22 protein-coding genes and 1 tRNA gene are annotated in these 23960 nt (G+C 71.2%); 10 read left to right on the top strand and 13 right to left on the bottom strand.

Features of this window, described 5'->3' with window-relative positions; translation table 11 throughout:
* Positions 1-58 precede the first annotated feature (58 nt).
* A complete protein-coding gene (gene rdgB / locus AB0I03_RS19185; protein WP_360414648.1) occupies positions 59-643 on the bottom strand; it encodes an RdgB/HAM1 family non-canonical purine NTP pyrophosphatase in 585 nt (194 codons plus the stop codon).
* Entirely contained in the window at positions 640-1368 is a 729-nt protein-coding gene (gene rph / locus AB0I03_RS19180) for a ribonuclease PH (protein ID WP_360414646.1), read from the bottom strand. Before rph ends, rdgB begins: the two co-directional genes overlap by 4 nt.
* Before the next feature lie 156 nt (positions 1369-1524).
* Here rph and AB0I03_RS19175 point away from each other — a divergent pair.
* A tRNA-Leu gene (locus AB0I03_RS19175) sits at positions 1525-1609 on the top strand.
* Positions 1610-1651: 42 nt separating this feature from the next.
* Here the strand turns inward: AB0I03_RS19175 and AB0I03_RS19170 are convergent.
* The 7 genes from AB0I03_RS19170 to AB0I03_RS19140 all read right to left on the bottom strand — a co-directional run bounded on the left by AB0I03_RS19170 (position 1652) and on the right by AB0I03_RS19140 (position 10555).
* The gene (locus AB0I03_RS19170; RefSeq protein WP_360414644.1) at positions 1652-2770 is read right to left on the bottom strand and encodes a sulfite oxidase; all 1119 of its coding nucleotides are present in this window, start codon (positions 2768-2770) and stop codon (positions 1652-1654) included.
* 83 nt (positions 2771-2853) lie between these two features.
* Positions 2854-5388 carry a glycoside hydrolase family 2 protein gene (locus AB0I03_RS19165; RefSeq protein ID WP_360414642.1) on the bottom strand — a complete coding sequence of 845 codons (2535 nt, stop codon included), beginning with the start codon at positions 5386-5388 and terminating at the stop codon, positions 2854-2856.
* A gap of 123 nt (positions 5389-5511) precedes the next feature.
* A complete protein-coding gene (locus AB0I03_RS19160; protein WP_360414640.1) occupies positions 5512-6453 on the bottom strand; it encodes a BadF/BadG/BcrA/BcrD ATPase family protein in 942 nt (313 codons plus the stop codon).
* Complete coding sequence (locus AB0I03_RS19155) at positions 6450-7397, bottom strand: 1,4-beta-xylanase (protein WP_360414638.1); 948 nt, start codon at positions 7395-7397, stop codon at positions 6450-6452. Before AB0I03_RS19155 ends, AB0I03_RS19160 begins: the two co-directional genes overlap by 4 nt.
* Positions 7394-8251 carry a carbohydrate ABC transporter permease gene (locus AB0I03_RS19150; RefSeq protein ID WP_360414636.1) on the bottom strand — a complete coding sequence of 286 codons (858 nt, stop codon included), beginning with the start codon at positions 8249-8251 and terminating at the stop codon, positions 7394-7396. The genes AB0I03_RS19155 and AB0I03_RS19150 overlap by 4 nt, the downstream gene beginning before the upstream one ends.
* Positions 8248-9222 (bottom strand): sugar ABC transporter permease, encoded by a 975-nt coding sequence (locus tag AB0I03_RS19145; RefSeq protein ID WP_360414634.1) that lies wholly within the window; start codon positions 9220-9222, stop codon positions 8248-8250. The genes AB0I03_RS19150 and AB0I03_RS19145 overlap by 4 nt, the downstream gene beginning before the upstream one ends.
* Positions 9223-9232: 10 nt before the next feature.
* The gene (locus AB0I03_RS19140; protein WP_360414632.1) at positions 9233-10555 is read right to left on the bottom strand and encodes an extracellular solute-binding protein; all 1323 of its coding nucleotides are present in this window, start codon (positions 10553-10555) and stop codon (positions 9233-9235) included.
* 274 nt (positions 10556-10829) lie between these two features.
* On the opposite strand from AB0I03_RS19140, the gene AB0I03_RS19135 reads away from it, so the two are divergent.
* Positions 10830-11843 carry a LacI family DNA-binding transcriptional regulator gene (locus AB0I03_RS19135; RefSeq protein WP_360414630.1) on the top strand — a complete coding sequence of 338 codons (1014 nt, stop codon included), beginning with the start codon at positions 10830-10832 and terminating at the stop codon, positions 11841-11843.
* A gap of 211 nt (positions 11844-12054) precedes the next feature.
* Here the strand turns inward: AB0I03_RS19135 and katG are convergent, their stop codons facing one another.
* Complete coding sequence (gene katG / locus AB0I03_RS19130) at positions 12055-14268, bottom strand: catalase/peroxidase HPI (protein ID WP_360414627.1); 2214 nt, start codon at positions 14266-14268, stop codon at positions 12055-12057.
* Positions 14269-14509: 241 nt separating this feature from the next.
* On the opposite strand from katG, the gene AB0I03_RS19125 reads away from it, so the two are divergent.
* From AB0I03_RS19125 to AB0I03_RS19115, 3 genes are all read left to right on the top strand, one after another.
* Positions 14510-14734 carry a hypothetical protein gene (locus AB0I03_RS19125; RefSeq protein WP_360414625.1) on the top strand — a complete coding sequence of 75 codons (225 nt, stop codon included), beginning with the start codon at positions 14510-14512 and terminating at the stop codon, positions 14732-14734.
* A gap of 86 nt (positions 14735-14820) precedes the next feature.
* Positions 14821-15531, top strand: coding sequence for a response regulator transcription factor (locus tag AB0I03_RS19120; protein ID WP_360414623.1), 711 nt, complete (start codon positions 14821-14823; stop codon positions 15529-15531).
* Positions 15528-17087 carry a HAMP domain-containing sensor histidine kinase gene (locus AB0I03_RS19115; RefSeq protein ID WP_360414621.1) on the top strand — a complete coding sequence of 520 codons (1560 nt, stop codon included), beginning with the start codon at positions 15528-15530 and terminating at the stop codon, positions 17085-17087. The genes AB0I03_RS19120 and AB0I03_RS19115 overlap by 4 nt, the downstream gene beginning before the upstream one ends.
* Before the next feature lie 6 nt (positions 17088-17093).
* Here the strand turns inward: AB0I03_RS19115 and bcp are convergent, their stop codons facing one another.
* Positions 17094-17567 carry a thioredoxin-dependent thiol peroxidase gene (gene bcp, locus AB0I03_RS19110; RefSeq protein WP_360414619.1) on the bottom strand — a complete coding sequence of 158 codons (474 nt, stop codon included), beginning with the start codon at positions 17565-17567 and terminating at the stop codon, positions 17094-17096.
* A 252-nt stretch (positions 17568-17819) separates the two neighbouring features.
* Here bcp and AB0I03_RS19105 point away from each other — a divergent pair, with 252 nt between their 5' ends.
* The 4 genes from AB0I03_RS19105 to AB0I03_RS19090 are packed head-to-tail and all read left to right on the top strand — an operon-like array spanning position 17820 to position 20375.
* Positions 17820-18515: an energy-coupling factor ABC transporter permease gene (locus AB0I03_RS19105; protein WP_360414617.1), complete on the top strand. Its 696-nt coding sequence runs from the start codon at positions 17820-17822 to the stop codon at positions 18513-18515.
* Positions 18512-18853, top strand: coding sequence for a PDGLE domain-containing protein (locus tag AB0I03_RS19100; protein ID WP_360414615.1), 342 nt, complete (start codon positions 18512-18514; stop codon positions 18851-18853). The genes AB0I03_RS19105 and AB0I03_RS19100 overlap by 4 nt, the downstream gene beginning before the upstream one ends.
* Positions 18850-19611, top strand: coding sequence for a cobalt ECF transporter T component CbiQ (cbiQ, locus tag AB0I03_RS19095; RefSeq protein WP_360414613.1), 762 nt, complete (start codon positions 18850-18852; stop codon positions 19609-19611). The genes AB0I03_RS19100 and cbiQ overlap by 4 nt, the downstream gene beginning before the upstream one ends.
* Complete coding sequence (locus AB0I03_RS19090) at positions 19608-20375, top strand: ABC transporter ATP-binding protein (RefSeq protein ID WP_360414611.1); 768 nt, start codon at positions 19608-19610, stop codon at positions 20373-20375. The genes cbiQ and AB0I03_RS19090 overlap by 4 nt, the downstream gene beginning before the upstream one ends.
* Before the next feature lie 201 nt (positions 20376-20576).
* Here the strand turns inward: AB0I03_RS19090 and AB0I03_RS19085 are convergent, their stop codons facing one another.
* A complete protein-coding gene (locus AB0I03_RS19085) occupies positions 20577-21314 on the bottom strand; it encodes a thioredoxin domain-containing protein (protein WP_360414609.1) in 738 nt (245 codons plus the stop codon).
* Between the two features lie 69 nt (positions 21315-21383).
* Between AB0I03_RS19085 and AB0I03_RS19080 the strand changes: the two genes are divergently transcribed.
* Positions 21384-23045, top strand: a complete 1662-nt coding sequence (locus tag AB0I03_RS19080; protein WP_360414606.1) for a copper resistance protein CopC — start codon at positions 21384-21386, stop codon at positions 23043-23045.
* Between the two features lie 53 nt (positions 23046-23098).
* Here AB0I03_RS19080 and AB0I03_RS19075 read toward each other — a convergent pair whose 3' ends face one another.
* Complete coding sequence (locus tag AB0I03_RS19075; protein WP_360414603.1) at positions 23099-23956, bottom strand: TatD family hydrolase; 858 nt, start codon at positions 23954-23956, stop codon at positions 23099-23101.
* Positions 23957-23960 lie beyond the last annotated feature (4 nt).

The raw sequence follows: 23960 nt of genomic DNA, 5'->3' as shown, positions 1-23960 counted from the left end.
GCCTCAATCCGCTCATGTGTCGTGCTTCAGATGCCGGTCGCGAGCTCGCGACCGAGCTTCAGATTCCGCTCGCAAGCTCGCGGAATGCCTTCCCCCGGTGGGAGATCGCGTTCTTCTCGGCCGCGGTGAGCTCGGCGCTCGTGCGGTCGAAGCCGTCGGGCGTGAAGAGCGGGTCGTAGCCGAAACCGTTGGCGCCCTTCGGCTCACGGCCCACCGTGCCGTGCATCTCGCCGTGGACGACGAGCTCGCGCCCGTCGGGCCAGACGATCGCGGCGGCGCACACGAACTTGGCGCCGCGCAGCTCGTCCGGCACGTCGGCGAGCTGGTCGAGCAGCAGTGCGTTGTTCGCCGCGTCGTCCTTGGCGCTGCCGGCCCAGCGGGCCGAGAGCACTCCGGGCATCCCGTTGAGGGCGTCGACGGCGAGACCGGAGTCGTCGGCGATCGTCGGGAGGCCGGTGTGCTTGACGCCGTCATGGGCCTTGAGCAGGGCGTTGCCTGCGAACGACAGCTCGGTCTCGGGGGTCTCGGGGTAGTCGGCGACGGCGTTCAGGCCGACGAGCTCGATGTGCGGTGCGGCCTCGGCGAGGATCTGCCGCAGCTCGTCGATCTTCCCGGCGTTGCGGGTGGCGAGCAGGACCCTCATGGCGAGAGCAGGGTCCGGGCCTGGAGGCCGGCGAGTTCCTTGCAGCCCTTGAGGGCCAGGTCCAGCAGCGCGTCGAGCTCGGCGCGGTTGAACACGGCCTCCTCGCCGGTGCCCTGGACCTCGACGAAGTCGCCTTCGCCGGTGCAGACCACGTTCATGTCGACCGAAGCGGCCACGTCCTCCTCATAGGGGAGGTCGAGCACCGGCACGCCGTTGACCACGCCGACGCTGATCGCGGCGACCGAGGTCGTCAGGATCTTGTCGGGCTTGCGGGCGATCTTCTGCTCCTTGAGCCAGTCGACCGCGTCGTGCAGGGCCACGTAGGCCCCGGTGATCGCGGCCGTACGCGTCCCGCCGTCGGCCTGCAGCACATCGCAGTCGAGGGTGATCGTGTTCTCACCAAGGGCTTTGAAGTCGATGCAGGCGCGCAGGGACCGGCCGATGAGGCGCGAGATCTCATGCGTCCGGCCGCCGATCTTCCCGCGGATCGACTCGCGGTCGGAGCGCGAGTGCGTGGACCGCGGCAGCATCGAGTACTCGGCGGTCACCCAGCCCTCGCCGGAACCGCGGCGCCAGCGGGGCACGCCGGGCGTCACCGTCGCGGTGCAGAGCACCCGAGTGCGGCCGAATTCAACGAGCACCGAGCCCTCGGGGTGGTCGGTCCAGGAGCGGGTGAACTTCACGGGGCGCAGCTCATCGGCGGCGCGCTTGTCAGGTCGAGTCATCCCCACCAGACTACGGGACCCCTGACGCGTGTGAAACACTAGTTGCTGCCCATCGCCGGACCACCCGGCACGGCACCCGGCGCATCGGCGACGATGCCGCCGACCACTGCTGACGCGAGTGGCGACCGAACCTTTCGATCCGCCGCGACGCGCCGCGCGCGAGTGGCGGAACTGGCAGACGCGCAGGATTTAGGTTCCTGTGTCCTAGGACGTGGGGGTTCGAGTCCCCCCTCGCGCACCACCGAGAGGCCCTGAGCGTTCGGGGCCTTTTTCGCTGTCCGAGTCAGTCCGGTTCGACGCAGACGACCGGGACGCGCTGGACGAGGTTGTTGGCGAAGCCGCCTCGGTTCCAGGGTTGTTCGAGGGGCTGGGTGCGGCCTTCGGCGTCGGTGGCCCGGGCGCACAGGACGTGGCGGCCGGGGGTGGCGGTCCAGCTGACATGCCAATGGCGCCAAGCCCAGCGGTGGACGGTGGGCGATTCGAGGTGCGCGGGTCCCCAGGTGCGCCCTTCGTCGGTGCTGACGTCCACGGCGATGATAGGGCCCCGGCCGGACCAGGCGCGGCCTTCGAGCAGCATGTGTCCGGGGCTGACGACACGGCAGCGGGACATGAAGTCGGGGAAGCCGGGCGGGATCATCAAGGCGCGCGGGGCGATCCGGGTGACCGGCGTGCCCTCCTCGTCCGGTTCCTGCCGGAACCGGTAGGCCGCCGTCTGCTGGAAGCCCGTGAACGGCTGCTCGGTGACCGTGATGTCCCGCAGCCATTTCACATGCGCCATGCCGTACCAGCCGGGGACGATGAGGCGGAGCGGACGCCCGTGCTGCGGCGGCAGTGCCGCGCCGTTCATCGCATAGGCGACGAGCACCTCGGGTATGTGGCCCAGAGCCGTGTCGAGCGGGAGCGCGCGCTGGTAGTCCTGCTCGACGCCGCGCTCCACGCCGTGGTCGGCGCCGGTGAAGACCACGTCCACCGCGCCGTCCCGCACGCCCGCTTCATCGAGCAGCGCCCGCAGCGGCACGCCGGTCCAGTCCGCGGTGCCGACCGCTTCGAGCAGCCACGGCTGGCTCACCGGGCGGGGCGAGAGGAGCGCGCGTCCGTTCCCGGCGCATTCCATGGTGACGCGGGTGGTGACCGGGTGGAGCGCTCGGAGTTCGGCCATGCCGAGGCGCAGCGGGTGCTCCACGTGGCCGCCCACGGTCAGTTCCCAGGCCGTGTCGTCGGCGACGTACGGGATGTCGTAGTGGGTGAGCACGTAGTGCATGCCGGGCGGGGTGACGTCGTAGCGCAGGCCCTCGAGCGGCAGGCCGTGGTTGCGGGCGGCGAGGGAGAGCTCGTCCGGGCCGATGCCCTCCTCGGGCTCGGCCAGGCGTGCAGGTGTGCTGACGTCCTCGATGCGGACCACGCCTCGATCGTACTGCTCAGGGGCCCGAAAAGGGCCGTGCTCAGCGCAAAGGCCCCCGGCCCTCGCGCTGAGCACGGTCGCCGTCAGAGGAGGTCGTTGGCGCAGCGGACGGCTGCTGCGAAGGCGGTGGGGTCGGCGTCAGCGGTGGCGCTGATGCGGATTGCGGCGGTCTCGCCGGCGCGGAGGGTGATCATGCCGCGGTCGGGGGTGGCGGCCGGGTGGACGGTGTCGGTGAGGCAGTGGGCGTCGCGGACGAAGGAGGTCGCGGTCAGGCGGAGCAGGACCGTGTCGCCCTCGCGGACCGCTTCGATGCGCAGCGGCTTCGGGTCGAGGCGCTGGTCGACGACCTCGGCGGCGTAGCGGAACGCGGGGGAGAACCCGGAGCCGGGCTCGGGGGCGGCGATGAGCACTTCGGTCGCGGGGTCGCCGAACGCGGCGACGTCGGCCGGTACCGCGATCTGGGTGCTGTCGCGCGCGGGGACGCTGACCTGGAGTGCGGTCTCGGCGAGGACGGTGCCGTCGAAGGTCTCGCGGGTCACGGCGAAGGTGCCGGTGTAGTCCTCGCCGGTGTCGTTGACGAGCACTAGCGCGAGGTGGTCGGGCGCGGGCTCGGTCCCCTCCCATGCCTTCGCCTGGGCCTCTTGGGAAGCGCGTGGTTGGAGTGTGGCCAGGCGCGGGGCGTAGGCGTCGCGCAGGGCGTGCCACATGGGCTTGCGGTGCTCATTGAAGTCGACCGCGGCCCAGGAGACCACCGGCCAGTTGTCGTTGAGCTGCCACATGATCGTGCCCGTGTTGAGCGGGGTGAGCGAGCGGCAGTGCTCGACGCCGAAGCGGATGGCGTGGGCCTGGTTGAGCTGGGTCGTCCAGTGCCAGTCCTGGATGGACTGCGGGTCGGGGAGGTGGCCCTGCCAGCCGCGTTCGAGTTTGGCGTTGCCGAGGTTCGCCTTCTGGTGCACCAGCATCTGCGGGCCGAACGGGTCGAGCGGTTCGTCGTGGACCACGCCGGTGAGGGTCGACCAGGCGGGCGGGGCCTGGAAGCCGAACTCGGAGAGGAAGCGCGGCTTGTACTCGGCGTACTTCGTGTAGTCCTCGCGGTTCCACACGTCCCAGATGTGCATCGTGCCGTAGCGCTCGTCGTTGGGGTGGCGGTAGTCGCCGAAGGAGTACGGGCTCGCGGGGGAGTACGGGCGGGTCGGGTCGAGTTCGGCCAGGAGGCCCGGCAGGACCTCGCTGTAGTAGGCGTCGCCCCAGCCGCGCTCGTCGACGCGGTGCGCCCAGTCCCAGTCGACCGAGCCCCAGGTGTTCTCGTTGTTGCCGTTCCAGAGCACGAGCGAGGGGTGCGGGCTGAGCCGCGCCACGTTCTCGCGCACTTCTGCCTCCACTTCGGTCCTGGTGTGCGCGTCCTCGCTGTAGGCGGCGCAGGCGAACGGGAAGTCCTGCCAGATCAGGAGGCCGCGCTCGTCGGCGAGGTCGTAGAACGCGTCGTCCTCGTAGATCCCGCCGCCCCACACCCGCAGCAGGTTCATGTTGGCTTCAAGTGCGTCCGTGAAGCGGCGCGCGTACCGGTCGGCGTCGATCTCGGTGAGGAACGCGTGGTCGGGGATCCAGTTCGCGCCGCGCACGAGGACGCGTTCGCCGTTGACCTGCAACAGGAACGGTGCACCGTGCTCGTCGGGCGCGGTGTCGAGCGCGACGGTGCGGAACCCGACCCGGCCGCGCCAAGCGGCATCGGCGGTGGCGACCTCGACGCCGTACAGCGGCTGATCGCCGTATCCGACCGGCCACCAGCGGCGCACGTCCGGGACGCGCACCTCCACCGTGGCCGATGACGCGCCGGGCGCGACGGTGCCGGTGGCGCGGCGGGTCTGGCCGTCCGGGCCGGTCACCGTGACGGTGACCGGGACGGACGCGTCGCCTTGGGCGCGTTCGATATCGACATGCGCGGTGAGGACGCCGTCATGGCCGCCGCCGACGCGCTCGACCACGTCCACGAGCGGACGGACCGAAGCGACGCGGACCCCGGACCAGGACTCCAGGCCGATCGGCTTCCAGATCCCCGCGCCCGCCACGTCGATGCCCCAGTCCCACCCGAACGAGCAGGCCATCTTGCGGATCTGGTTGTACTCGTGGTGGTTCACGCGCGGCAGCGCGCCGTCGCGCGCGGCGCGGGCCTCGGCCTCGGGCACCGGCGCGGCGAAGTTCACGGTGAGGGTGTTCGCGCCGTCGCGCAGCGCCCGGCGCACGTCCCAGCGGTAGCCGCGGTGCTGGTTCTCGGTGCGGCCGAGCTCGATCCCGTTGAGCGACACGACGGCGACGGTGTCGAGGCCGTGCGCGACCAGGTCGTGCCGGGCCGAGCCGTCGTCTGACCAGTTGAATTCCGTGGTGAACCGCCAGGCGGTGTCGCCGATCCACTGCTGCGCGGACTCGTTGTCGCCGTCGAACGGGTCATTGATCAGTCCGGCCCGGACCAGGTCGAGGTGGGCCTCACCGGGGACGGCGGCCGGGATCCCGGCCGCGAGCGGCGCGGCGACCGCCTCGGGTGCGTCGGCCGCGAGGTCGGCGGCGGTGAGCGTCCAGCCCTCGTGGAGCGCGCGGAAGGTCGAAGGAAGGTCGGTCATCGCTGGTCCTCTTGGTGTTCGGGTGTTGGATGGGGCAGGACGGCACGTCGGGAAGCGGTGCACCTCGGGTGCTGGGTGCTCGCAACTGGTTTGTCTGCTTGTGCCGCAATGCAACAGCTCTCCTCAGGTGCCGGCCTGTGGCACGTGCGCGGCGGCGATGCGCGTGGCGAGGGCGCTCGACGCGGCGACGTCCGGGAGCAGGCCCGCGCCGTCGAGCGGGTTCGATTCGCCCACGGCCACATCGGCTCCCGGAAGGCTCGCGCGGACCTCACGGGTGAACGCCTCGGCCAGCGCCGGGTCGGTGAAGACGCCGCCGATGCCGCGCACGCGTGGTTTCGCCGCGCTCGCCTCGCCGGTGCGGCGCAGGCCGGCGAGGGCCGAGAGTGCGAGTTCGCGGCCCGCGTCGGCGAGGATGGCGGCGGCGACCAGGTCGCCGCCGGCCGCCGCGGTGGTGACGGCGCGGGCGTATCCGGCGGTGCGGCGCACGCGATCCGGGTCGGCCTGGAGTTCGAGGTAGGCGCGCTCGAGGTCGGGGAAGTCGGCCGTGACGAGGCCGGTGAGCGCGGTCGCGTCGCCGCGGCCGTCGTGGGCGCGCATGACCGCGTCCAGGGCCGCCCGCCCGACCCAGTAGCCGCTGCCGGCGTCGCCGATGAGGTGGCCCCAGCCGTCGACCCGGGCGACGTCGGTGCGGCCCACCGCGAGTGTCACGACGCCTGTGCCGGCGGCGACCACGGCGCCGCGTTCGTCGCCGAGCGCGCCGAGGAACGCCGATACCGAGTCGTGTGCGATGTGGACGGACCTGACGCCGCCGTGCCGGTACCGCTCGAGGAGCCCGGCCGCTTCGGTGTGCGCGGACTCCAGGCCCGAGACGCCGAGCGCGAGCCGTTCAAAGGCGTGGCCTTCGGCGACGGCCCGGTCGACCACGGCGGCGAGCTGGGGCAGGAGCGGGCCGTCGGTGCGGACGCCGGGGGCCGACCACTCGGTGGCGCGACCCCCGTCCCGAAGGCGCACTTTGACACTGGTCTGCCCTGCGTCGATCGCCAGTGTCGCGGTCGCACCGTTCACCGGGCGGTCCTCTCGGTGTAGTGGCGGGCGATCACGTCGGCCGCGGGCTTGCCGTACGGGCAGTAGTCGTCGTTCGCGGCGGCCTCGTGCTCGGCGTAGAGGCGCGGCGGCCAGTCCCAGAGCATGAAGCCGCCGACCCAAGGGCGGGCGTCGCACGCCGCGAACATGGCCTCGTAGTACCGGGCCTGCTCCGCACCCGACGGCTCGCCCGGCAGGGACCAGTCGTTGGGCCGGTCGGGCGAGCCGGTGCGGGACGGGCAGCCGGCCTCCATGAAGAAGAACGGCCTGCCCGCGACGGCGGGCTCGATGCGGTCGAGCTCGGCCTCCCACCGGTCGATCGGGTAGTAGCCGCTGGAGGAGACCACGTCCACGGCGTCCCACCAGGTGACGCGGTCCTCCTGGTACTTGTCGCAGTTGTACGTGACGAGCCCCGAGTACACCTCGCGCACGTCGGCGATGAGCGCGCGCCACTCGGCCTCGCGGGCGTCGGCGCGGACCATTTCGCATCCGACGCAGAGCATCTCGCAGCCCTCGGCGGCGGCGATGCGGGCCGCGTGCAGGATGAACTCCCGGTAGGACGCGAACCACTCGCCCCATGTCGGCTCCCCTGGCACGTCCTGGTCGAAGAAGCCGATGTGCGCGCGCCAGGTGCCGTCGCCGACGTTGACCACGGGCTTGAGGCAGACCTTGAGGCCGTGGGACTTCGCCTCGCGGATCGCCCACACCACCTCGTCGTCGCTGACCGTGGGCGCCTCGCGGAACGGCACCTCGGTGGACTGGGCGGTCTCCTGCACGGCGGCGTAGGCGAGCGCGGTCCAGTTGGCGCCGATGCCGAGCATCGCGCGCATCGACGCGGCGGCCTCCGGGACCGCCCAGGTGCCGCGTATGCCGGTCCAGCCCCAGGTCATCCCCGCCACGTACGGGGCGAGAGGGTTCGTGCTCATTTCACGGCTCCCGAGGTGAGGCCCCTGTAGATCCAACGCTGGAGGAACAGGAACGCGACGAGGGTGGGGATGATGACGATGAGCGTCCCGGCCGAGATGACCTCCCACTGCGCGCCGAACGGCCCCTTGAACCGGAACAGCGACGTCGAGATCATGTCCTGCGAGGGCAGGTACAGGAACGGCGTGTAGAACTCGTTGTAGATCGCGATGCCCTTGATGATCACGACCGTGGCGATCGCCGGCCGCAGCAGCGGCAGCACGATCTTCCAGTAGATCGTCCACCGGTTCGCGCCGTCGATCATCGCGGCCTCGTCCAGGGACGGCGGGATGGCCTGCATGAACTGGATGAACAGGTAGATCGCGATGATGTCGGTGCCCATGAACAGCAGGATCAGCGCGGCCTTCGTGTCGTACAGGCCCATGCCGTTGATGACCTGGAACGTGGCGACCTGGCTCGTCACGCCCGGGACGAGCGTGGCGATGAGGAACAGCGCGAACACGAGCTTCTTGCCGCGGAACTCGAACCGGTCGAGGCCGTAGGCGGCCATGGTGCCGATGAGGATCGTGCCCGCCAGCGAGACGGCGAGGACGATCCCGGTGTTGACGATGCCCTCGAGCATCTTGCCGCTGTCGAAGGCGGTGACGAAGTTCGACAGGTTGAACCAGTTCGACGGCGGCGTGAGCGCGCCGGTCGAGCCGTACTCCTCCGCGGTCTTCAGGCTCGCGAACAGCACCGTGACGAGCGGCAGGAGCGTGCACGCCGCGGCGATGACCAGGCTGAGGTACTTCGCGGTGCCGACGGTGACCCGCTGGGCCTTCACGCCCGGGCGCTGGACATTGTGGATGGTGGTCATGTCAGGTCCACCTTCTCGTCGGGGAACAGCTTGCGCTGCACGAACGTGACCACGAGGACGATCACGAGCAGGACCACGGCCATCGCGGAGGCGACCCCGACCTGGCGGTGGGTGAACGCGGTCTGGATGGTCTGGATGACGAACGTGGAGGTGCCGTTCGCGCCGCCGGTCATGATGAACGGGATCTCGAAGACGCTGAGCGAGCCCGCGATCGACAGGACGAAGCACAGGCCGATGATCCGGCGGATGCCCGGCAGGATGATCGCCCAGAACTGCTGCCACTTGTTGGCGCCGTCGAGCTCGGCCGCCTCGTAGATGTCGCTCGGGATCGACTGGATCGCACCGAGGAACAGCACGAAGTTCATGCCCATGTACCGCCACACGCTGGTGCCCGCGAGGGACCAGTTCGCGACGTCGGGGTCGCCGATCCACTGCGGCGGGTCGGCCAGGCCGAACCACGACAGGACCGTGTCGAGCGTCCCGTCCGGCTGGAACAGGTACAGGAACACGAACCCGATGGCGACGCCGTTGATGAGGTACGGGAAGAACAGCACGCCGCGGAAGAAGTTCCTGAACTTCGTGTTGAAGCTCAGGATCGTCGCGAAGTACAGGGCCAGCCCGATCTGGAGGAACGAGGCCCCGAAGTAGTAGAGGCTGACGAAGAAGACCTCGAAGATGCGCGGATCGGTGAAGACCTGCACGTAGTTCTCGGCGCCGACGTAGTTGAGGTCCTGGTCGAGCCCGTCCCAGTCGGTGACGCTGAAGTACAGCAGGTTCGCCGCGGGCCAGTACGTGAGCAGGAGCAGCAGCGCGACCGCCGCCGCGATGAAAAGGTACGGGGTGAGCTGGCGCCGCGTGTGCCTCCAGGTCCGCCGCCGGGCGGCCCCGGAGGGCCGCGCGGGGCGGCCCTCCGGGTGGAGGCGGTCGGCGCTGGTGTCCGCCGCGGCGGCACCGGTTGCGTTGATCGCCATGGGATTCCCTTTAGCTCGCGACCCGTTCGACCGACTCGCCCCAGCGGGCGTTCAGGTCGGCGAAGACGCTCGCCTTGTCGCCGTCGGCGGCGCCGCGGGCGACGTCGACGAGCTCCTGGCGGTAGATGTTGCCGAACAGGTCGACCTGCGAGTCGCTGGAGACCTCGTTGAGCAGGCCCTCCTCACCGGCGGGAGCGGCGTTCATCTCCATGAGCTCGACGCCGTTCTCCTCCAGACCCGCGAGGTTCTGGGGCAGCGGGTCGGCCTTCACGGTGGAGATCATGGCCTCGTTCTCGGCGAAGCCCGACTCCTCGATGAACCACTGGATCCAGGCCCAGGCCGCGGCCTTGGACTCGGAGTGGCGGCTGACGGCGAGGTTGTAGTCGCCGCCGATGACCGCGTACTGGGTGCCGTCGACGTTCGCGGGGAACGCCATGTAGCCGATGTCGTCCGCGGAGGCGCCGTTGGCCTCGGCGGCGGCCTGCATCTGCGAGATCGCCCAGGAGCCGAGGGTCATCGTGCCGATCTTGCCGGTCGCGATGTCGATCTTGGACTGCTCCCAGTTCGTGGTCAGCGGGTCCTCTTCGGTGAGGCCCGCGGCGACCGCGTCGTAGAGCAGGGAGTCGATCGCGTACATGTCCTTGCCCTCGGTCCAGGGCGCGGGGTCCTTCGCCATCTCGCTGGAGGCGTCGGGGTCGGCGGTGACGCCGCCGAGGTTCCCGAAGGACTGGCCGAGGGGCCAGCCGTCCTTGTAGTTGGTGTACATCGGGATGGCGTCGGTGTTGTCCTCGACCTGCTGCAGCGCGGCGATGAACGCCTCGGGGGTGGTGGGCAGCTCGGTGATCCCGGCCTGCTCGAAGACCCGCTTGTTGTAGAGGACGCCGTTCGCGTTGCCGCCGATGGCGAGCCCGTACTGGGTGCCGTCGTAGGCGGCGCCGTTGAGGAACCGGTAGGTCTCCTCGAACTCGGCCTTCTCGCCGAGCGGCTCGAGGAACTGCTCGAACTGGTCCGGCTGGATCGCGGCCGGGATGCCGATCACGTCGCCGTAGTTGTCGCTGCTGAGGCGGGTCTGCATCTCGCCCGCGTAGTCGGTGATGCCTTCGACTTCGACCGTGACGTCCGGGTACTGCTCTTCGAACGCCGCGATGTACTCGTCGAACTTGCCGTTCTCGACGAGGTCGGTGCGCCAGGTGATGATCTTGAGGTCGCCCTTCACCTCGCCGTCGATCGTGTTCGAGGGGTCGTTGTCGCCGGCGCCGCCGGTGGTGCAACCGCTCAAGGCGATAGCGGCGGCGGCGAAGGTCGCGACACCGGCCAATGCCTTCTTTGTCATGAGGGACTCCTTGTCGGGTTCTTCATTGAACTGCTCCGCGCGGCCGTTCAAGCGGAGCTCTCGAAAGCCTAGGTTCTGAACCGGTTAATCGCAAGTTCATGTCAACGCTGTCTTGTTATCGATCGGTGACCAGGGTGACCTCGATCTCCGCGTTGAACTGGTGATTCATTTCGATCGCGCGGCCTTCAATTTGCCGAAACTCGTTCGACTGTCCGACGATGGACATCGCTTAACTTGACCGGGTAAGCTCAACTTTCAAGTGGAGGGGGCCGGTATGGGGGTGCAGCAGCGCGCGACGGTCGAGGACGTCGCGCGACTCGCGGGGGTCAGCTCGAAGACCGTGTCGCGCGTGTTCGGGAACCGGGACCTCGTCGCCCCGGCGACCGTGGAGCGGGTCCTCGACGCCGCGAAGCGGCTGCGGTTCCGCCCGAACTCGCTGGCGCGGACCCTGCGCCGCGGCGGCGGCACCGACACGATCGGCTTCGTCATGGGCGAGCTCGGGAACCCGTTCTACTACGGGATCGCCTCCGGGATCGAGCAGGAGGCCTCGCGCAACGGGAACGCGCTCGTCGTCGCCACCACCGGCGACACCCCGGACGGCGAGCAGCGGGTGGTCGACGCCCTGCTCGCGCAGCGCGTCGGCGCGCTCCTCCTCGTGCCCGTCGCGGGCGACCAGTCCTATCTCGAAGGGGAGCGGCACCTCGGGACGCCCGTGATCGCCATCGACCGGCCCGCGAGCAACCTGGTGGCCGACGCGATCGTGCTCGCCAACCGCAGCGGCGTCTTCGACGCGACCTCGCGGCTGCTCGCCCGCGGCCATCGCCGCATCGGCTACGTGTGCAACCCCGCCGCGGTCCGCGCCCAGGTCGAACGGGTGCAGGGGTACCGGGAGGCCATGGCCGCGTACGGCATCGGCGGCACCGAGCGCTGGGAGCGGCTCGTGGACGACCCGCGCGCCGCGCCGGAGCGGATCGTGGCCGACCTGCTCTCCGGCGAGGACCCGCCGACCGCGGTCGTGACCGGGAACAACCGGATGACGATCGGGGCGCTGCGCGCCCTCCGCGGCCTCGGCGAGGACGCGCCGGCCCTCATCGGCTTCGACGACTTCGACACCGCGGATGTGCTCGGGGTCAGCGTCATCTCCCACGACCCGGTCGAGCTCGGCCGCCGCGCGGCCCGGCTCGCGATCGAGCGCATGGGGGACCCGCTCGGGTTCACCCGGCGCATCGAACTGCCGACCCGCTTCATCGAACGCGGTTCGGGCGAGCGCCCGCCGCGGGACGCCTGAGCCCGCAGCGGGCCCGCCGGACATCCGGAGGCACCGTCGAGACTCGACTGTGCTGCGTGCCAGGCGATCGGCGCGGCAGCCGCCCGGTGCGAAAGCGGTCGGCGCGACCCGCCGACCGGGAGGCGTGCAGGCCCGGCGAGTCGATGCCTTCGACGGTGCGGGCGCGAGGCGGCCCCCGGCGAAGCGCCGGGGGCCGCCATCGTCGTGTGCGTCAGCGCAGGTCGAAGCGGTCCAGGTCCATCACCTTCGCCCAGGCGGCGACGAAGGCGCGCACGAAGTGCTCCTCGGCGTCGTCGGCCGCGTACACCTCGGCGACCGCCCGGAGCTCGGCGTTGGAGCCGAAGACGAGGTCCACGCGGGACCCGGTCCACTTCACCGCGCCGGTGGCGCGGTCGCGGCCCTCGTACGTCTGCGAGTCGTGACCCGCAGGCTCCCAGTCGATGTCGAGCGAGAGCAGGTTCCGGTAGTAGTCGTTCGTGAGCGTCCCGGGCCGCTCGGTGAGGACGCCGACCGGCGAGTCCTCGAAGTTCGCGCCCAGGACGCGCAGGCCGCCGATGAGGACGGTCATCTCAGGGACCGTGAGGCCCAGCAGGTTCGACCGGTCGACCAGCAGGTACTCGGCCGGCAGCGGGTGGTCCTTGCCGAGGTAGTTGCGGAACCCGTCCGCGGTCGGCTCGAGCGGCCCGAACGACTCGACGTCGGTCTGCTCCTGCGACGCGTCAACCCGGCCGGGCGAGAACGGCACCTCGACCTGGTGCCCCGCGAGCTGCGCGGCCCGCTCGACCGCCGCCGAACCGGCCAGGACGACGAGGTCCGCGAGCGAGACGCCCTTGCCGCCGGCGTGCGCGTTGAACTCCGCCTGCACGCCTTCGAGCGCGCGCAGGACCATGGCCAGCGACTCCGGTTCGTTGACCTCCCAGTCCCTCTGCGGTTCCAGCCGGATGCGCCCGCCGTTGGCGCCGCCGCGCTTGTCGCTGCCGCGGAACGACGAGGCCGCGCCCCAGGCGGCGGCGATGAACTGCCGCAGCGTCGGGCCCGACGCGAGGACCCGCTCCTTCAGCTGCGCGATGTCGTCGGCGTCGATCGGCTCGTACGTCGCGGCCGGCAGCGGGTCCTGCCAGATGAGCTGCTCGGCGGGCACCTCCGGGCCGCGGTAGCGGACGATCGGCCCCAGGTCGCGGTGGGTGAGCTTGAACCACGCGCGCGCGAACGCGTCGGCGAGCTCGTCCGGGTGCTCCAGGAAGCGCCGCGAGATCGCCTCGTACACCGGGTCGAAGCGCAGCGCCAGGTCGGTGGTGAGCATCGTCGGCGCGTGCCGCTTCGTCGGGTCGTGCGCGTCAGGCACCGTGCCTTCGCCCGCCCCGTCCTTCGGCCGCCACTGGTGCGCGCCCGCCGGGCTCTCGCACAGCTCCCACTCGAAGCCGAACAGGATCTCCAGGAAGCTGTTGTCCCAGGTGATCGGCGTGTTCGTCCAGATCCCTTCAAGACCGCTGGTGATCGTGTCGTTGCCTTTGCCGGTGCCGTGCGTGTTCGCCCAGCCCAGGCCCTGCGCCTCCAGCGGCGCGGCCTCGGGCTCGGCGCCCAGGTGCTCTTCAGGAGCGGCGCCGTGCGTCTTGCCGAACGTGTGGCCGCCGACGATGAGCGCCACGGTCTCCTCGTCGTTCATCGCCATGCGCCGGAACGTCTCGCGGATGTCGTGGGCCGAGTCCACCGGGTCGGGGACGCCGCCCCGGCCCTGCGGGTTCACGTAGATGAGGCCCATCTGGGCCGCGGCGAACGCGTCCTCGATCTGGCGGTCCTCGCCGCGGCGCTGGTCGTCGAGCCAGTCGGTCTCCGGGCCCCAGTAGATGTCCTCGTCGGCCTCCCACACGTCCGCCCGGCCGCCGCCGAACCCGAAGGTGCGCAGGCCCATCGACTCCAGGGCCACGTTCCCGGTGAGGATGAGCAGGTCGGCCCAGGAGAGGCTGCGGCCGTACTTCTGCTTGACCGGCCACAGCAGCCGCCGGGCCTTGTCGAGGTTGATGTTGTCCGGCCAGCTGTTGAGCGGCGCGTACCGCTGCTGGCTGGTGCCGGCGCCGCCGCGGCCGTCGCTGATGCGGTACGTGCCCGCGCTGTGCCAGGCCATGCGGATGAACATGGGCCCGTAGTGCCCGAAGTCGGCCGGCCACCAGTCCTTGGAGTCGGTCATGACCGCTTCGATGTCGCGCTTGACCGCGGGGAGGTCGAGGGACTCGAACGCCGCACCGTAGTCGAAGTCCGCGCCGAGCGGATCGCGCACGGGCGGGTTCTTCGCGAGGAGCTTGAGGTTGAGCCGGTCGGGCCACCAGCCCTGGTTGCCGCCGCCTTGGACGGGGAGCAGTGCGCGGCTGTGCCGCACGGGGCAGCCGCCGGTGCCCTGGTCGTTCGCTTCTTGCTTGGCAGACATGGGAATCCTTCCGCATGGTCGCGTCGGGGAGCCCAGTGCTCGGATGAGGGAGCCCCCCATGAGGTCATACCATCACAATGCCTACTTATGCCAGCAATCGCCCCACGGCTGCCGGCCGATTCGAGGCGGAGAACCGGAGAACCCGTTCAGGGGCAAATCGGACATCGATCGTTGCAGCCGCGTCCGGTCCGGTTCACCTCCGGTTCGCCTGGAAGACGCCTGCAACGTGGACGGTCGTGGCATGAACGCTGACAACGGTGCCGCCCGCGACCTCGCGCGGGTCGCCGCCCTCGCCCTCGCGGTGCAGCGGTCGGGGCTGCTGCCGCAGGAGGAGCAGGCCGCCCTCCTCGACCGGTACCGCCGCCTGCGCGAGCACGTGCTGCGCACCGGCACCGCCGAGACCGCCCGGCGGCTCCTCGAGCTCGACGAGGCCGCCGGAGCCCGCCCGCCCGCGCTCACCCGCTGACTCTTACCGTTCTTTGAGCCGACTCCCAGCACCGCTGCGGTCCACCCCGGTAGACATGCCGGGTACGCAGCACCGAAGGAGTCCAGGTGACCGAAGCGACCGAGCCCAGAGACCGCATCCTCGTCGTCGACGACGAGGAGAACATCGGCGCGCTCCTCTCCGCCACACTCCGCCTCACCGGATTCGAGGTCGAGGTCGCCCGCGACGCCGCCGAAGCCCTCCGGGCCGCGGACCGGTTCGAGCCCGACCTCGTGATCCTCGACGTCATGCTCCCCGACATGGACGGCTTCGCGGTCGCCACGCGCCTGCGCGCCACCCGCGACCTGCCCGTCCTCTTCCTCACCGCCCGCGACGCGGTGCGCGACCGCGTCACCGGCCTCACCGTCGGCGGCGACGACTACGTCACCAAGCCCTTCGACCTCGAAGAGGTCGTCCTCAGGGTGCAGGCCATCCTGCGCCGCGCCAAGGCGCCCGCGCCGCCCGAGGACCGCGTGCTCCGCTACGCCGACCTCGAACTCGACGAGGAGGTCCACGAGGTCCGCCGCGCCGGGCTGCCCGTCGAGCTCTCGCCCACCGAGTTCAAGCTCCTGCGCTACCTCATGCTCAACGCCGGCAAGGTCGTGAGCAAGTCCCAGATCCTCGACCGGGTCTGGAACTACGACTTCGGCGGCAACGGCCGCATCGTCGAGTCCTATGTGTACTACCTGCGCAAGAAGATCGACCACGTCGAACCGGCGCTCATCCAGACCGTGCGCGGCTTCGGCTACGCGCTCAGGGAACCGCGAGTCCCCCGGTGACGAGGCCCCGGCGCTGGCGGCACTGGACCGTCCGCTCCCGCATGGCGGTCACGATCGTGGCGCTGTGCGCCCTGGCGCTCGCCGCGGCGGTCCTGACGGCGACGCTCCTGCTCCAGAACGTGCTCACCGACCGGATCGACTCGCAGCTCCGATCAGCCGCGGCGGCGGTGCACGACGAGCCGCCGGGCGGCGGGTCCGAGCCGCCCGGGCCGCAGCCGGAGAAGCCGGACGCGCCGCAGGTCTGCGTCTACGACGCCGACGGCACCCCGATCCAGGAGGAGGACGACGCCGCCGACCTCACCGGCCTGAGCGACCTCGCTGCGCACACCGGCGAGGCCTACACCGTCGCTGACGCGGACGGGAACGCCTGGCGGGTGTTCGTGGAGGAGGGCGAGACGGACGGCACGTACGTCGTGTACGCCCTGTCCTCGGAGTACGTCGGCGCGGCCACCGAGTCGCTGCTGCTCATCGGCGGCGGCGTGACGCTCGCGATCCTGCTGCTGGTGGCGGTGAGCGCGTTCCGGATCGCGCGGCTGGGCCTGCGCCCGCTCGACCGGATGCAGGCGACCGCCGATGCGATCGCCGGAGGCCGACTCGACGCGCGCGTCACCGACACCGACCCGCACACCGAGACCGGGCGGCTCGGCGCCGCGCTGAACACGATGCTCGCCCGCATCCAGGCGGCGCTCGACGCGAGCGCCGCCTCTGAAGCGCGCCTGCGGCAGTTCCTCGCGGACGCCTCGCACGAACTGCGGACCCCGCTGACCTCGATCAAGGGGTTCGCGCAGCTGTACCGGCGGGGCGGGGTGCCGCCGGGGCCGGTGCTGGACGAGACCATCGGGCGGATCGAAGCCGAGTCGAAGCGGATGGGGCTGCTACTGGACGACTTGATGCTGCTCGCGTCCCTCGACCGGGAGCGGCCATTGCACCGGGGGCCGGTCGACCTGCTCGGCGTCGCCGCCGACGTGGTCGGGGACGCGCACCTGCGCGACCCGGGGCGGTTCATCGCGCTCGAGTCGCTGCGCGCGTCCGAAGGCGGCGTACAGGCCGACGCGCTCGACTCCACTCGGGTCGACGCGCTCGACTCCACTCAGGTCGACCCGCTCGATTCCGTTCAGGTCGACGCGGTCGACGACGACCTGCTCGATGCGGTCGACATCACGGGGGACGAGCCGCGGCTGCGCCAGGTCGTGACGAACCTGGTGGCGAACGCGCTGCGGCACACGCCGCCCGACGCGCGGATCACCGTGCGCCTCGGCTGGAGCGAGGACCTCGACGGGCCGCGGTGCCTGGCGCAGGTCGGGGAGGTCCCGGTGCTGCCGGCGGCCGTGGTCGAGGTGGCCGATACCGGGCCCGGTGTCGCGCCGGAGCACGCCGCAGCGGTGTTCGAGCGGTTGTACCGGGTCGACCAGGGCCGCGCCCGCGGCGCCGAAGGCGGCTCGGGGCTGGGCCTGTCGATCGTCGCGGCCATCGTGGTGGGTCACGGCGGCTGCGTGCGCCTGTGCGGGACGCCCGGCGGCGGAGCGACGTTCCAGGTGGTCCTGCCGAAGGGCTGACCTGGACTAGTCCTCGAGGCCGAGCTGCTTCTTCAGGCGCGCGACGTGGCCGGTGGCCTTCACGTTGTACTGCGCGAGCTCGATGTCGCCGTGCTCGTCGATGACGAACGTGGAGCGGACGACGCCGACGATCGTGCGGCCGTAGTTCTTCTTCTCGCCCCAGGCGCCGTACTCCTCGAGCACCTTGTGCTCGGGGTCGGACAGGAGCGGGAAGGTCAGGCCGTCGCGCTCGACGAACTTGGCCAGGGCCTCGGGTTCGTCGGGGGAGATCCCGAGCACCGCGTAGCCGGCGGCCTGCAGGCCGGTGAGGCTGTCGCGGAAGTCGCAGGCCTCCTTGGTGCAGCCGGGCGTCATGGCCTTCGGATATGCGAACAGGATCACCTTGCGGCCCTGGAGGCTCGACAAGGTCACCGGGTCGCCGGTGTCGGTGGTCAGCGTGAAATCAGGCGCCGTCTCACCAGGCTGAAGTCGTACGTTCACAGGTCGCAACCCTACTGGTCGTCCCTGACAATCGCCTGGGAGCACGCTTGACGGTCCCTGTTCGGCGGTCGGCGGCTTCCCGACACTTCCCGGTCCGGGTTGACGGCGATGATGAGGCTATTGCAAAATAATTGCAATAGCCTGACAGTGGGCTGTTGATTCCACGCGTGGGCGCCTTGCATCCGGTGAGGCGACCGCCAACCCTTCCGGCCCGCCCCGGCCCCCACAACCAGTCGAAAGGCGGCACTGCCCGTGTCAGACCTGGCGCTGCACATCCCGACGGACGTCGTCAACGGACCGACCTCCCTCGCCTTCGCCCTCCTGGCCGCCGTCGCCGTCGGCCTCTGCGTGGTCATGGCGCGACGGCACCTCGACGAGCGGCTCGTGCCGCTCGCGGGCCTCGCCACCGCGTTCATCTTCGCCGCGCAGATGCTCAACTTCCCCGTCGCCGCCGGCGTCTCCGGCCACCTCCTCGGCGGCGCGCTCGCCGCCGCGCTCCTCGGGCCCTGGCTCGGGGCGCTCTGCGTCACCGTCGTCATCGTCATCCAGGCGCTCCTGTTCGCCGACGGGGCCGTCACCGCCCTCGGCCTGAACGTCGTGAACATGGCCGTCATCGCCAGCTTCACCGGCTACGCCGTGATCGTCCTGGCGCTCAAGGTCCTCCCGCGCACCCGCTGGGGCCTCGGCGTCGCGGTCTTCGCGGCCGCGCTCGTCAGCGTCGTCGCCGCCTCGGCCGGGTTCGTGCTCCAGTTCTGGCTCGGCGGCGAGGAGGTCGGCCAGTCCTTCGGGGCCATGGCCGCCGCGATCCTCGGCACCCACGTCCTCGTCGGCATCGGCGAAGGCGTCATCACCGCCGGTGCCGTGACCGCCGTCGCCGCCGCCCGCCCCGACCTCGTCCACGCCCTGCGCGGCACCCGCCTCGCCGAGACCGCCAAGGAGTCCGTGTGAAGACCAGGCCGTTCATCATCGCCGGCGTCGTCGTCACGCTGCTCCTCGCCGGCGTCGTGTCCCTGTTCGCCTCCGCGTCGCCCGACGGGCTCGAATCGGTGCTCCTCACCGGCTGCGACACCACTGACGGCGAGATCACCGGCGGCGCCTGCGTCCTCCAGGCCGCGGGCGACCACGAGATCGGCGGCGCCTTCGCCGACTACGGGATGTCCTTCCTGGACAACGAGGTCCTCGGGGCCTCGCTCGCCGGGATCCTCGGCGTCCTCCTGACCTTGGCCATCGCCACCGGGTTCTTCTGGCTCCTGGCGCGCGGCAAGCGCACCCAGGGCGAAGCGTGAGCCCGGTCGACGGACTCCACCGGCCGGGGGACTCACCGGTCCACCGACTCCGGCCGCAGGTGAAGATCGTCGCGCTCGTCGCCTTCACCTGCGCCATCGCCGCCACCCCGCGAGAGGCGGTGTGGGCCTTCGCGGTCTACGCCGCCCTCATCGCAGGGCTCTTCGCGCTCGCCCGCGTCCCGCTCACCTGGGTGCTCTCCCGCAGCCTCGTCGAATCACCGTTCCTGGTGCTCGCCCTGGCATTCCCGTTCATGGTCGAAGGCGACCCCGTCCAGATCGGCTTCCTCCAGGTCTCCGAACCGGGCCTTTGGGCCGGATGGAACCTCCTCGCCAAAGCGACGCTCGGCGTCTGGGCCGCACTCCTGCTCTCGGCCACCACCCCGATCGCCGGAGTCCTCGCCGGGCTCTCGCGGCTGCGCTGCCCCGAGATCCTCCTCCAGATCACCGCGTTCGCGATCCGCTACGCGCACCTCACCGTCGCGGAAGTGACCCAGATGCGACTCGCCCGCCTCGCCCGCTGCGACGACCCGCGGTTCCTGTGGCAGGCCGGCGCGCTCGCCCGCAGCCTCGGCGTCGTCTTCATCCGCTCCTTCGAACGCGGCGAACGCGTCTGGCAGGCCATGGCCGCCCGCGGCTACACCGGGCGGCTCCCGCTCGAAGTCGGCCCCGCCCCCGCGAGCGCACTCCAATGGTCCGCCGCACTCGCCGTCCCCGCGCTCGCGGCGGGCATCGCGACCTGGACGGCGGTGATCGCATGACCGCCGAAACCACTGCCGCCCTCCGCATCAAGGCCCTCGAACACGTCTACCCGGACGGGCACCGCGCCCTCGACGGCGTCGACCTCGACGTGCGCGTAGGCGAACGCGTCGCCATCCTCGGACCCAACGGCGCCGGCAAGACCACGCTCATGCTCCACCTCGCCGGGCTCCTCACCGCAACCGAAGGCGAAGTGTCGGTCGGGGGTGTCACAGTGGAGAAGAAGACGCTCGCCGAGGTCCGCCGCCGCGTCGGCATCGTCTTCCAGAGCCCGGACGACCAGCTGTTCATGCCCACCGTCGCCGACGACGTGGGCTTCGGCCCCGCCAACCTCGGCCTGCGCGGGCCCGAACTCGCCGCCCGCGTCGCCGCCGCACTCGCCGCAGTGGGCCTCAGCGACCTCGCCGACCGCCCGCCGCACCACCTCTCGGTCGGCCAGCAGCGCCGCGCCGCGCTCGCCGGCGTCCTCGCCATGCGGCCGGACATCGTGGTCTGCGACGAACCGAGCGCCAACCTCGACCCGGCCGCCCGCCGCGACCTCGCCCGGATCCTGCAGTCCACCGCGCCCACACTGCTCCTGGTCACCCACGACCTGCCGTACGCCCTGCAGCTGTGCGAACGATCGGTCATCCTCGACGCGGGCCGCGTCGCCGCCGACGGCCCGACAGCCGACATCCTCGCCGACACCGAACTGCTGCAACGGCACCGGCTCGAACTCCCCTTCGGCTTCTCCCTGGAGACGGCGCTGGCGGCGATGCGGGCGTAGGGGCCGGAGCACACCCACCGGGCACCGTCCGCCCTGAACGGGCGCGGACCCGCCCGGGGCTTCGACACCCCGTCGACCCCGTCCCGCGGAGTCCCGCCCCCCGTCGGGCTCCGCGGGACGGCCCGCCCGGGCACACGTCCCGCCGGCGCCGAAAAGGGGCGCGGCCGTGAGAACGGCCGCGCCCCTTGCAACAACCTCAGATCAGCCCGCGTTGATGGCGGCCTGGACCTCGTCGGCGAACGCCGAGTTCTCGACCACTTCGCCGTTGACCTTCGCCGTCGGCGTGCCCGTGACGCCCTGGTCGCCCGTCGCGCTGGCGTTGCCCTCCTGGACCCAGCCGCGGTACTGCTCATCCTCCACACAGGACTGCCAGTCGGCGTCCAGGCCGACGTCGTCCCTGCCGATCGCGATCAGCTCCGCGTCCGTCAGGCCCGAGGTGTTCTCGGCGGGCTGGTTCGCGTACAGCGCCAGCGTGTAGTCGAGGAACTGCTGCTCGCCGACGTCGGCGGCGCACACGGCGGCCGCGGCCGAGCGGCTGGAGTACTCGGTGCCCGCGCTCAAGCGGTCGAGGATCGCGAGCGGGTGGTAGTTCACCGTCACCGAGCCGTCGTCGACCCACGACTGGATCTGCTCCGCGTACGCGGACTCGAACTGGTTGCACGCCGGGCACATGTAGTCGATGTAGAGGTCGACCTGCACCGGGCCGTCCCCGATCTGCACCCCGTACGTGTCGGTGACCTGCGCGGCCGGCTCGTTGACCTCGTACTCGGGTTTGCTGTTCATCCAGATGCCCCAGGCGAGGAGCCCTCCGATCAGCACGACGGCGGCGCCGATCGCCACTCCGAACACGATCTTCCGGCGCCGCGCCTCCGCGGCCTGCTGCTTGCGCAGCGCCTCGGCGGCCTGGCGGCGGTCGGTATTCCGGTTCGACTTCCCCATGTGCCTCGCTCAGCCTTTCTGCGGTCCAACTCTCGATTCACGAAGCGGATTCGAGTACGCTCAGCGGCGATGCGCTCCCGATCCGACGACCGCCGCACTGCCGCACAAGCGACCCGCTTCGCCTGGTCGTCGCTCGCAGCGGCCCTCCTCGGCGTGCTCTTCGGCGCGCTCTGGGCCTCGGGGGCCTGGGCGCACGCCACGGCCACCAAGACCACGCCCGCCTCCGGGGCGCTCCTGGACACGCCACCGAGCGAAGTCGTCGTCGAGTTCAACGAACCAGTCACCCCCGTAGACGCGGCCACCGGCGTGGTGGCTCCCGATGGTGACCGAGCCGACACCGGGGTCTCGCAGAACGCCGACGAGACCACGCTGACCATCGCCGTCGACGCCGACCAGGAGGGCACCTACCTCGTCGGCTACCGGGTCGTCTCCCACGACGGGCACCCCGTCTCCGGCACGTTCACGTACTCCGTGGGCGTCGAGAGCGAAGCGCCGAGCGCCGAAGCGCTCACGGCCGGAACCGATCCGTTCGTGCAGGCCCTGCTCTACGGCAACCGCTGGCTCGGGTACGCCGCGCTGGCCCTCGCGCTCGGCGCCGGGATCTTCCTGGCCCTGGGGGCCCGGCCGCGCGAGGCCGTGGCCAAGACGGTCGCGACCGGGCTCGCGGTCGTCGCCATGACCGCGGTGCTCGGCCTGCCGCTCCAGGCCGCGTACGAGACCGGGACCAGCATCTCCAATCTCGACGCGGTCGGACTCCAGTCCGTCATGGAGTCGAACGTCGGCCTCGCCGGGCTCCTGCGGCTGCTGCTCGTGCTGCTCGCCTTGCCGCTCATGCGGACCGTGGTCACGAGCGAAGAGGAGCCGAAGCCGCTGCTCGTGGCCGGCCTCGCCGGCGTCGGGCTCGCGCTCGCGGCGACCTGGCCGCTCGCGGGGCACCCGATGGCGACGGAGCCGATTGTGGTCGCGTTCGTCGCGGACCTGGTGCACCTGGCGGCCGCGATGGCCTGGGCGGGCGGGGTGATCGCGATCCTGGTGCTCGCGTGCCGCAAGGACGCCGAGATCCCCGACAAGACCGCCGAGACCTGGATCGTCCTGGTGCCCTGGCTGTGCGCGAACGTACTCGTGGCCGGGCTCGCGACGGGGCTGCTCCACATCGACTCGATCGAGGCGCTCACCGACACGACCTACGGGCGCTTGGTGATCCTCAAGGCGGCGCTGTTCGTTCTGATCGTCGGCGCGGGCCTGTTCACGCGGCGGGCGCTGCTGCGCCGCACGCAGGCCCGGCGGCGGCTGCGGGTCGCGGCCGGCGTCGAGGTCGTGTTCCTCGCGGTCGTGATGGGCGCGGTGTCGGTGCTCGTGCAGGCCGTGCCCGCGAAGACCGCGCTGCTGGAGACCGAGACGACCGAGGCCGAGTCCACCGAGACGGCCACGCTCGTCACCACCGAGCTGTTCTCGGCGCAGGTCGTGCTCGAGCCGGGCCGGCCCGGGCCCAACAGCGTGCGGATCCTCGCGACAGACCTCGCAGGCGAGCCGTTCCCCGCCGAGGAGTGGACCGCCACGTACGGCCTTGAAGGCGAAGCGCCCGAGGAGATGCCCCTCATCGAGCTGCGCACCGGCATCCTCGCGGGCGAGGTCAGCCTGCCCGAGGAGGGGCGCTGGATCGTCACCTTCACGTTGACGGACGCCGAGGGGAACGCCGCGACCGCCGAAGCGGCCGTGGACATCTCGTAAGGGCCCGCTCCCGCCCAACCCTATACGATATATCCTATAGGATCTCGGCTCGACTACCAGGGGCCGAAGGCCGCCTCCGTGTTGGCCCACAGCCGCTCGCACCAGGCCTCGAGGTCGCGGTCGAGGTGCTCGGCCAGGAACCGCGCCGTGTAGTTGGTGAGCGCCGGGTGGTTCCGGTGGCCGCGCACGGGGATCGGCGCCATGAACGGCGCGTCCGTCTCGACCAGCACCAGCTCCGCGGGGGCGACCGAAGCGGCGTCGCGCAGGTTCTGGGCGTTCTTGAACGTCACGTTCCCGGCGAAGCTCATGAAGAACCCGCGGCGCGCGCACTCCTTCGCAAACGCGAAGTCGCCCGAGAAGCAGTGCAGGACAACGCGGTCGGGGGCGCCGTCGGCGTCGAGGATCGCGAGGACGTCCTCGTGGGCGTCCCGGTCGTGGATCACCAGGGCCTTGCCGCGCGCCTTCGCGATCTCGATGTGCGCGCGGAACGAGCGCTGCTGGGCGGCGCGGCCGGTCTCATCGGTGCGGAAGTAGTCCAGGCCGGTCTCGCCGAGCGCCGCGACCCGGGGGAGCGCGGCGATCGCGTCGATCTCGGCCAGCGCCGCGTCCAGATCCGGCTGGCGCGGGGCGTCGTTCGGGTGCAGGGCGGCTGCGGCGAGCACGCGCGGGTCGGCGGCGGCGAGCGCTGCGGCCCAGCGGGAGGACTCGATGTCGGTGCCGACCTGCACGACCCGCGCGACCCCGGCGGCCTCGGCCTCGTCGAGGCGGGCGCGCACGCCGGGCGCGTCGGGGGCGGGCGTCGGGAGCTCCTCTTCCGCGCCGAAGACGTCGACGAGGTCGAGGTGGGTGTGGCTGTCGGCGACGGGATGCGGCAGCGGTTCGGGCAGCGGCGCGGGTTCGGATCGGTACACGCCT

The sequence above is a fragment of the Glycomyces sp. NPDC021274 genome (assembly GCF_040641195.1).
In the GTDB taxonomy this organism is placed as follows: domain Bacteria; phylum Actinomycetota; class Actinomycetes; order Mycobacteriales; family Micromonosporaceae; genus Glycomyces.
Note: the sequence above shows the minus strand (reverse complement) of the source record. Positions and strands in the feature narration are given on the sequence as shown.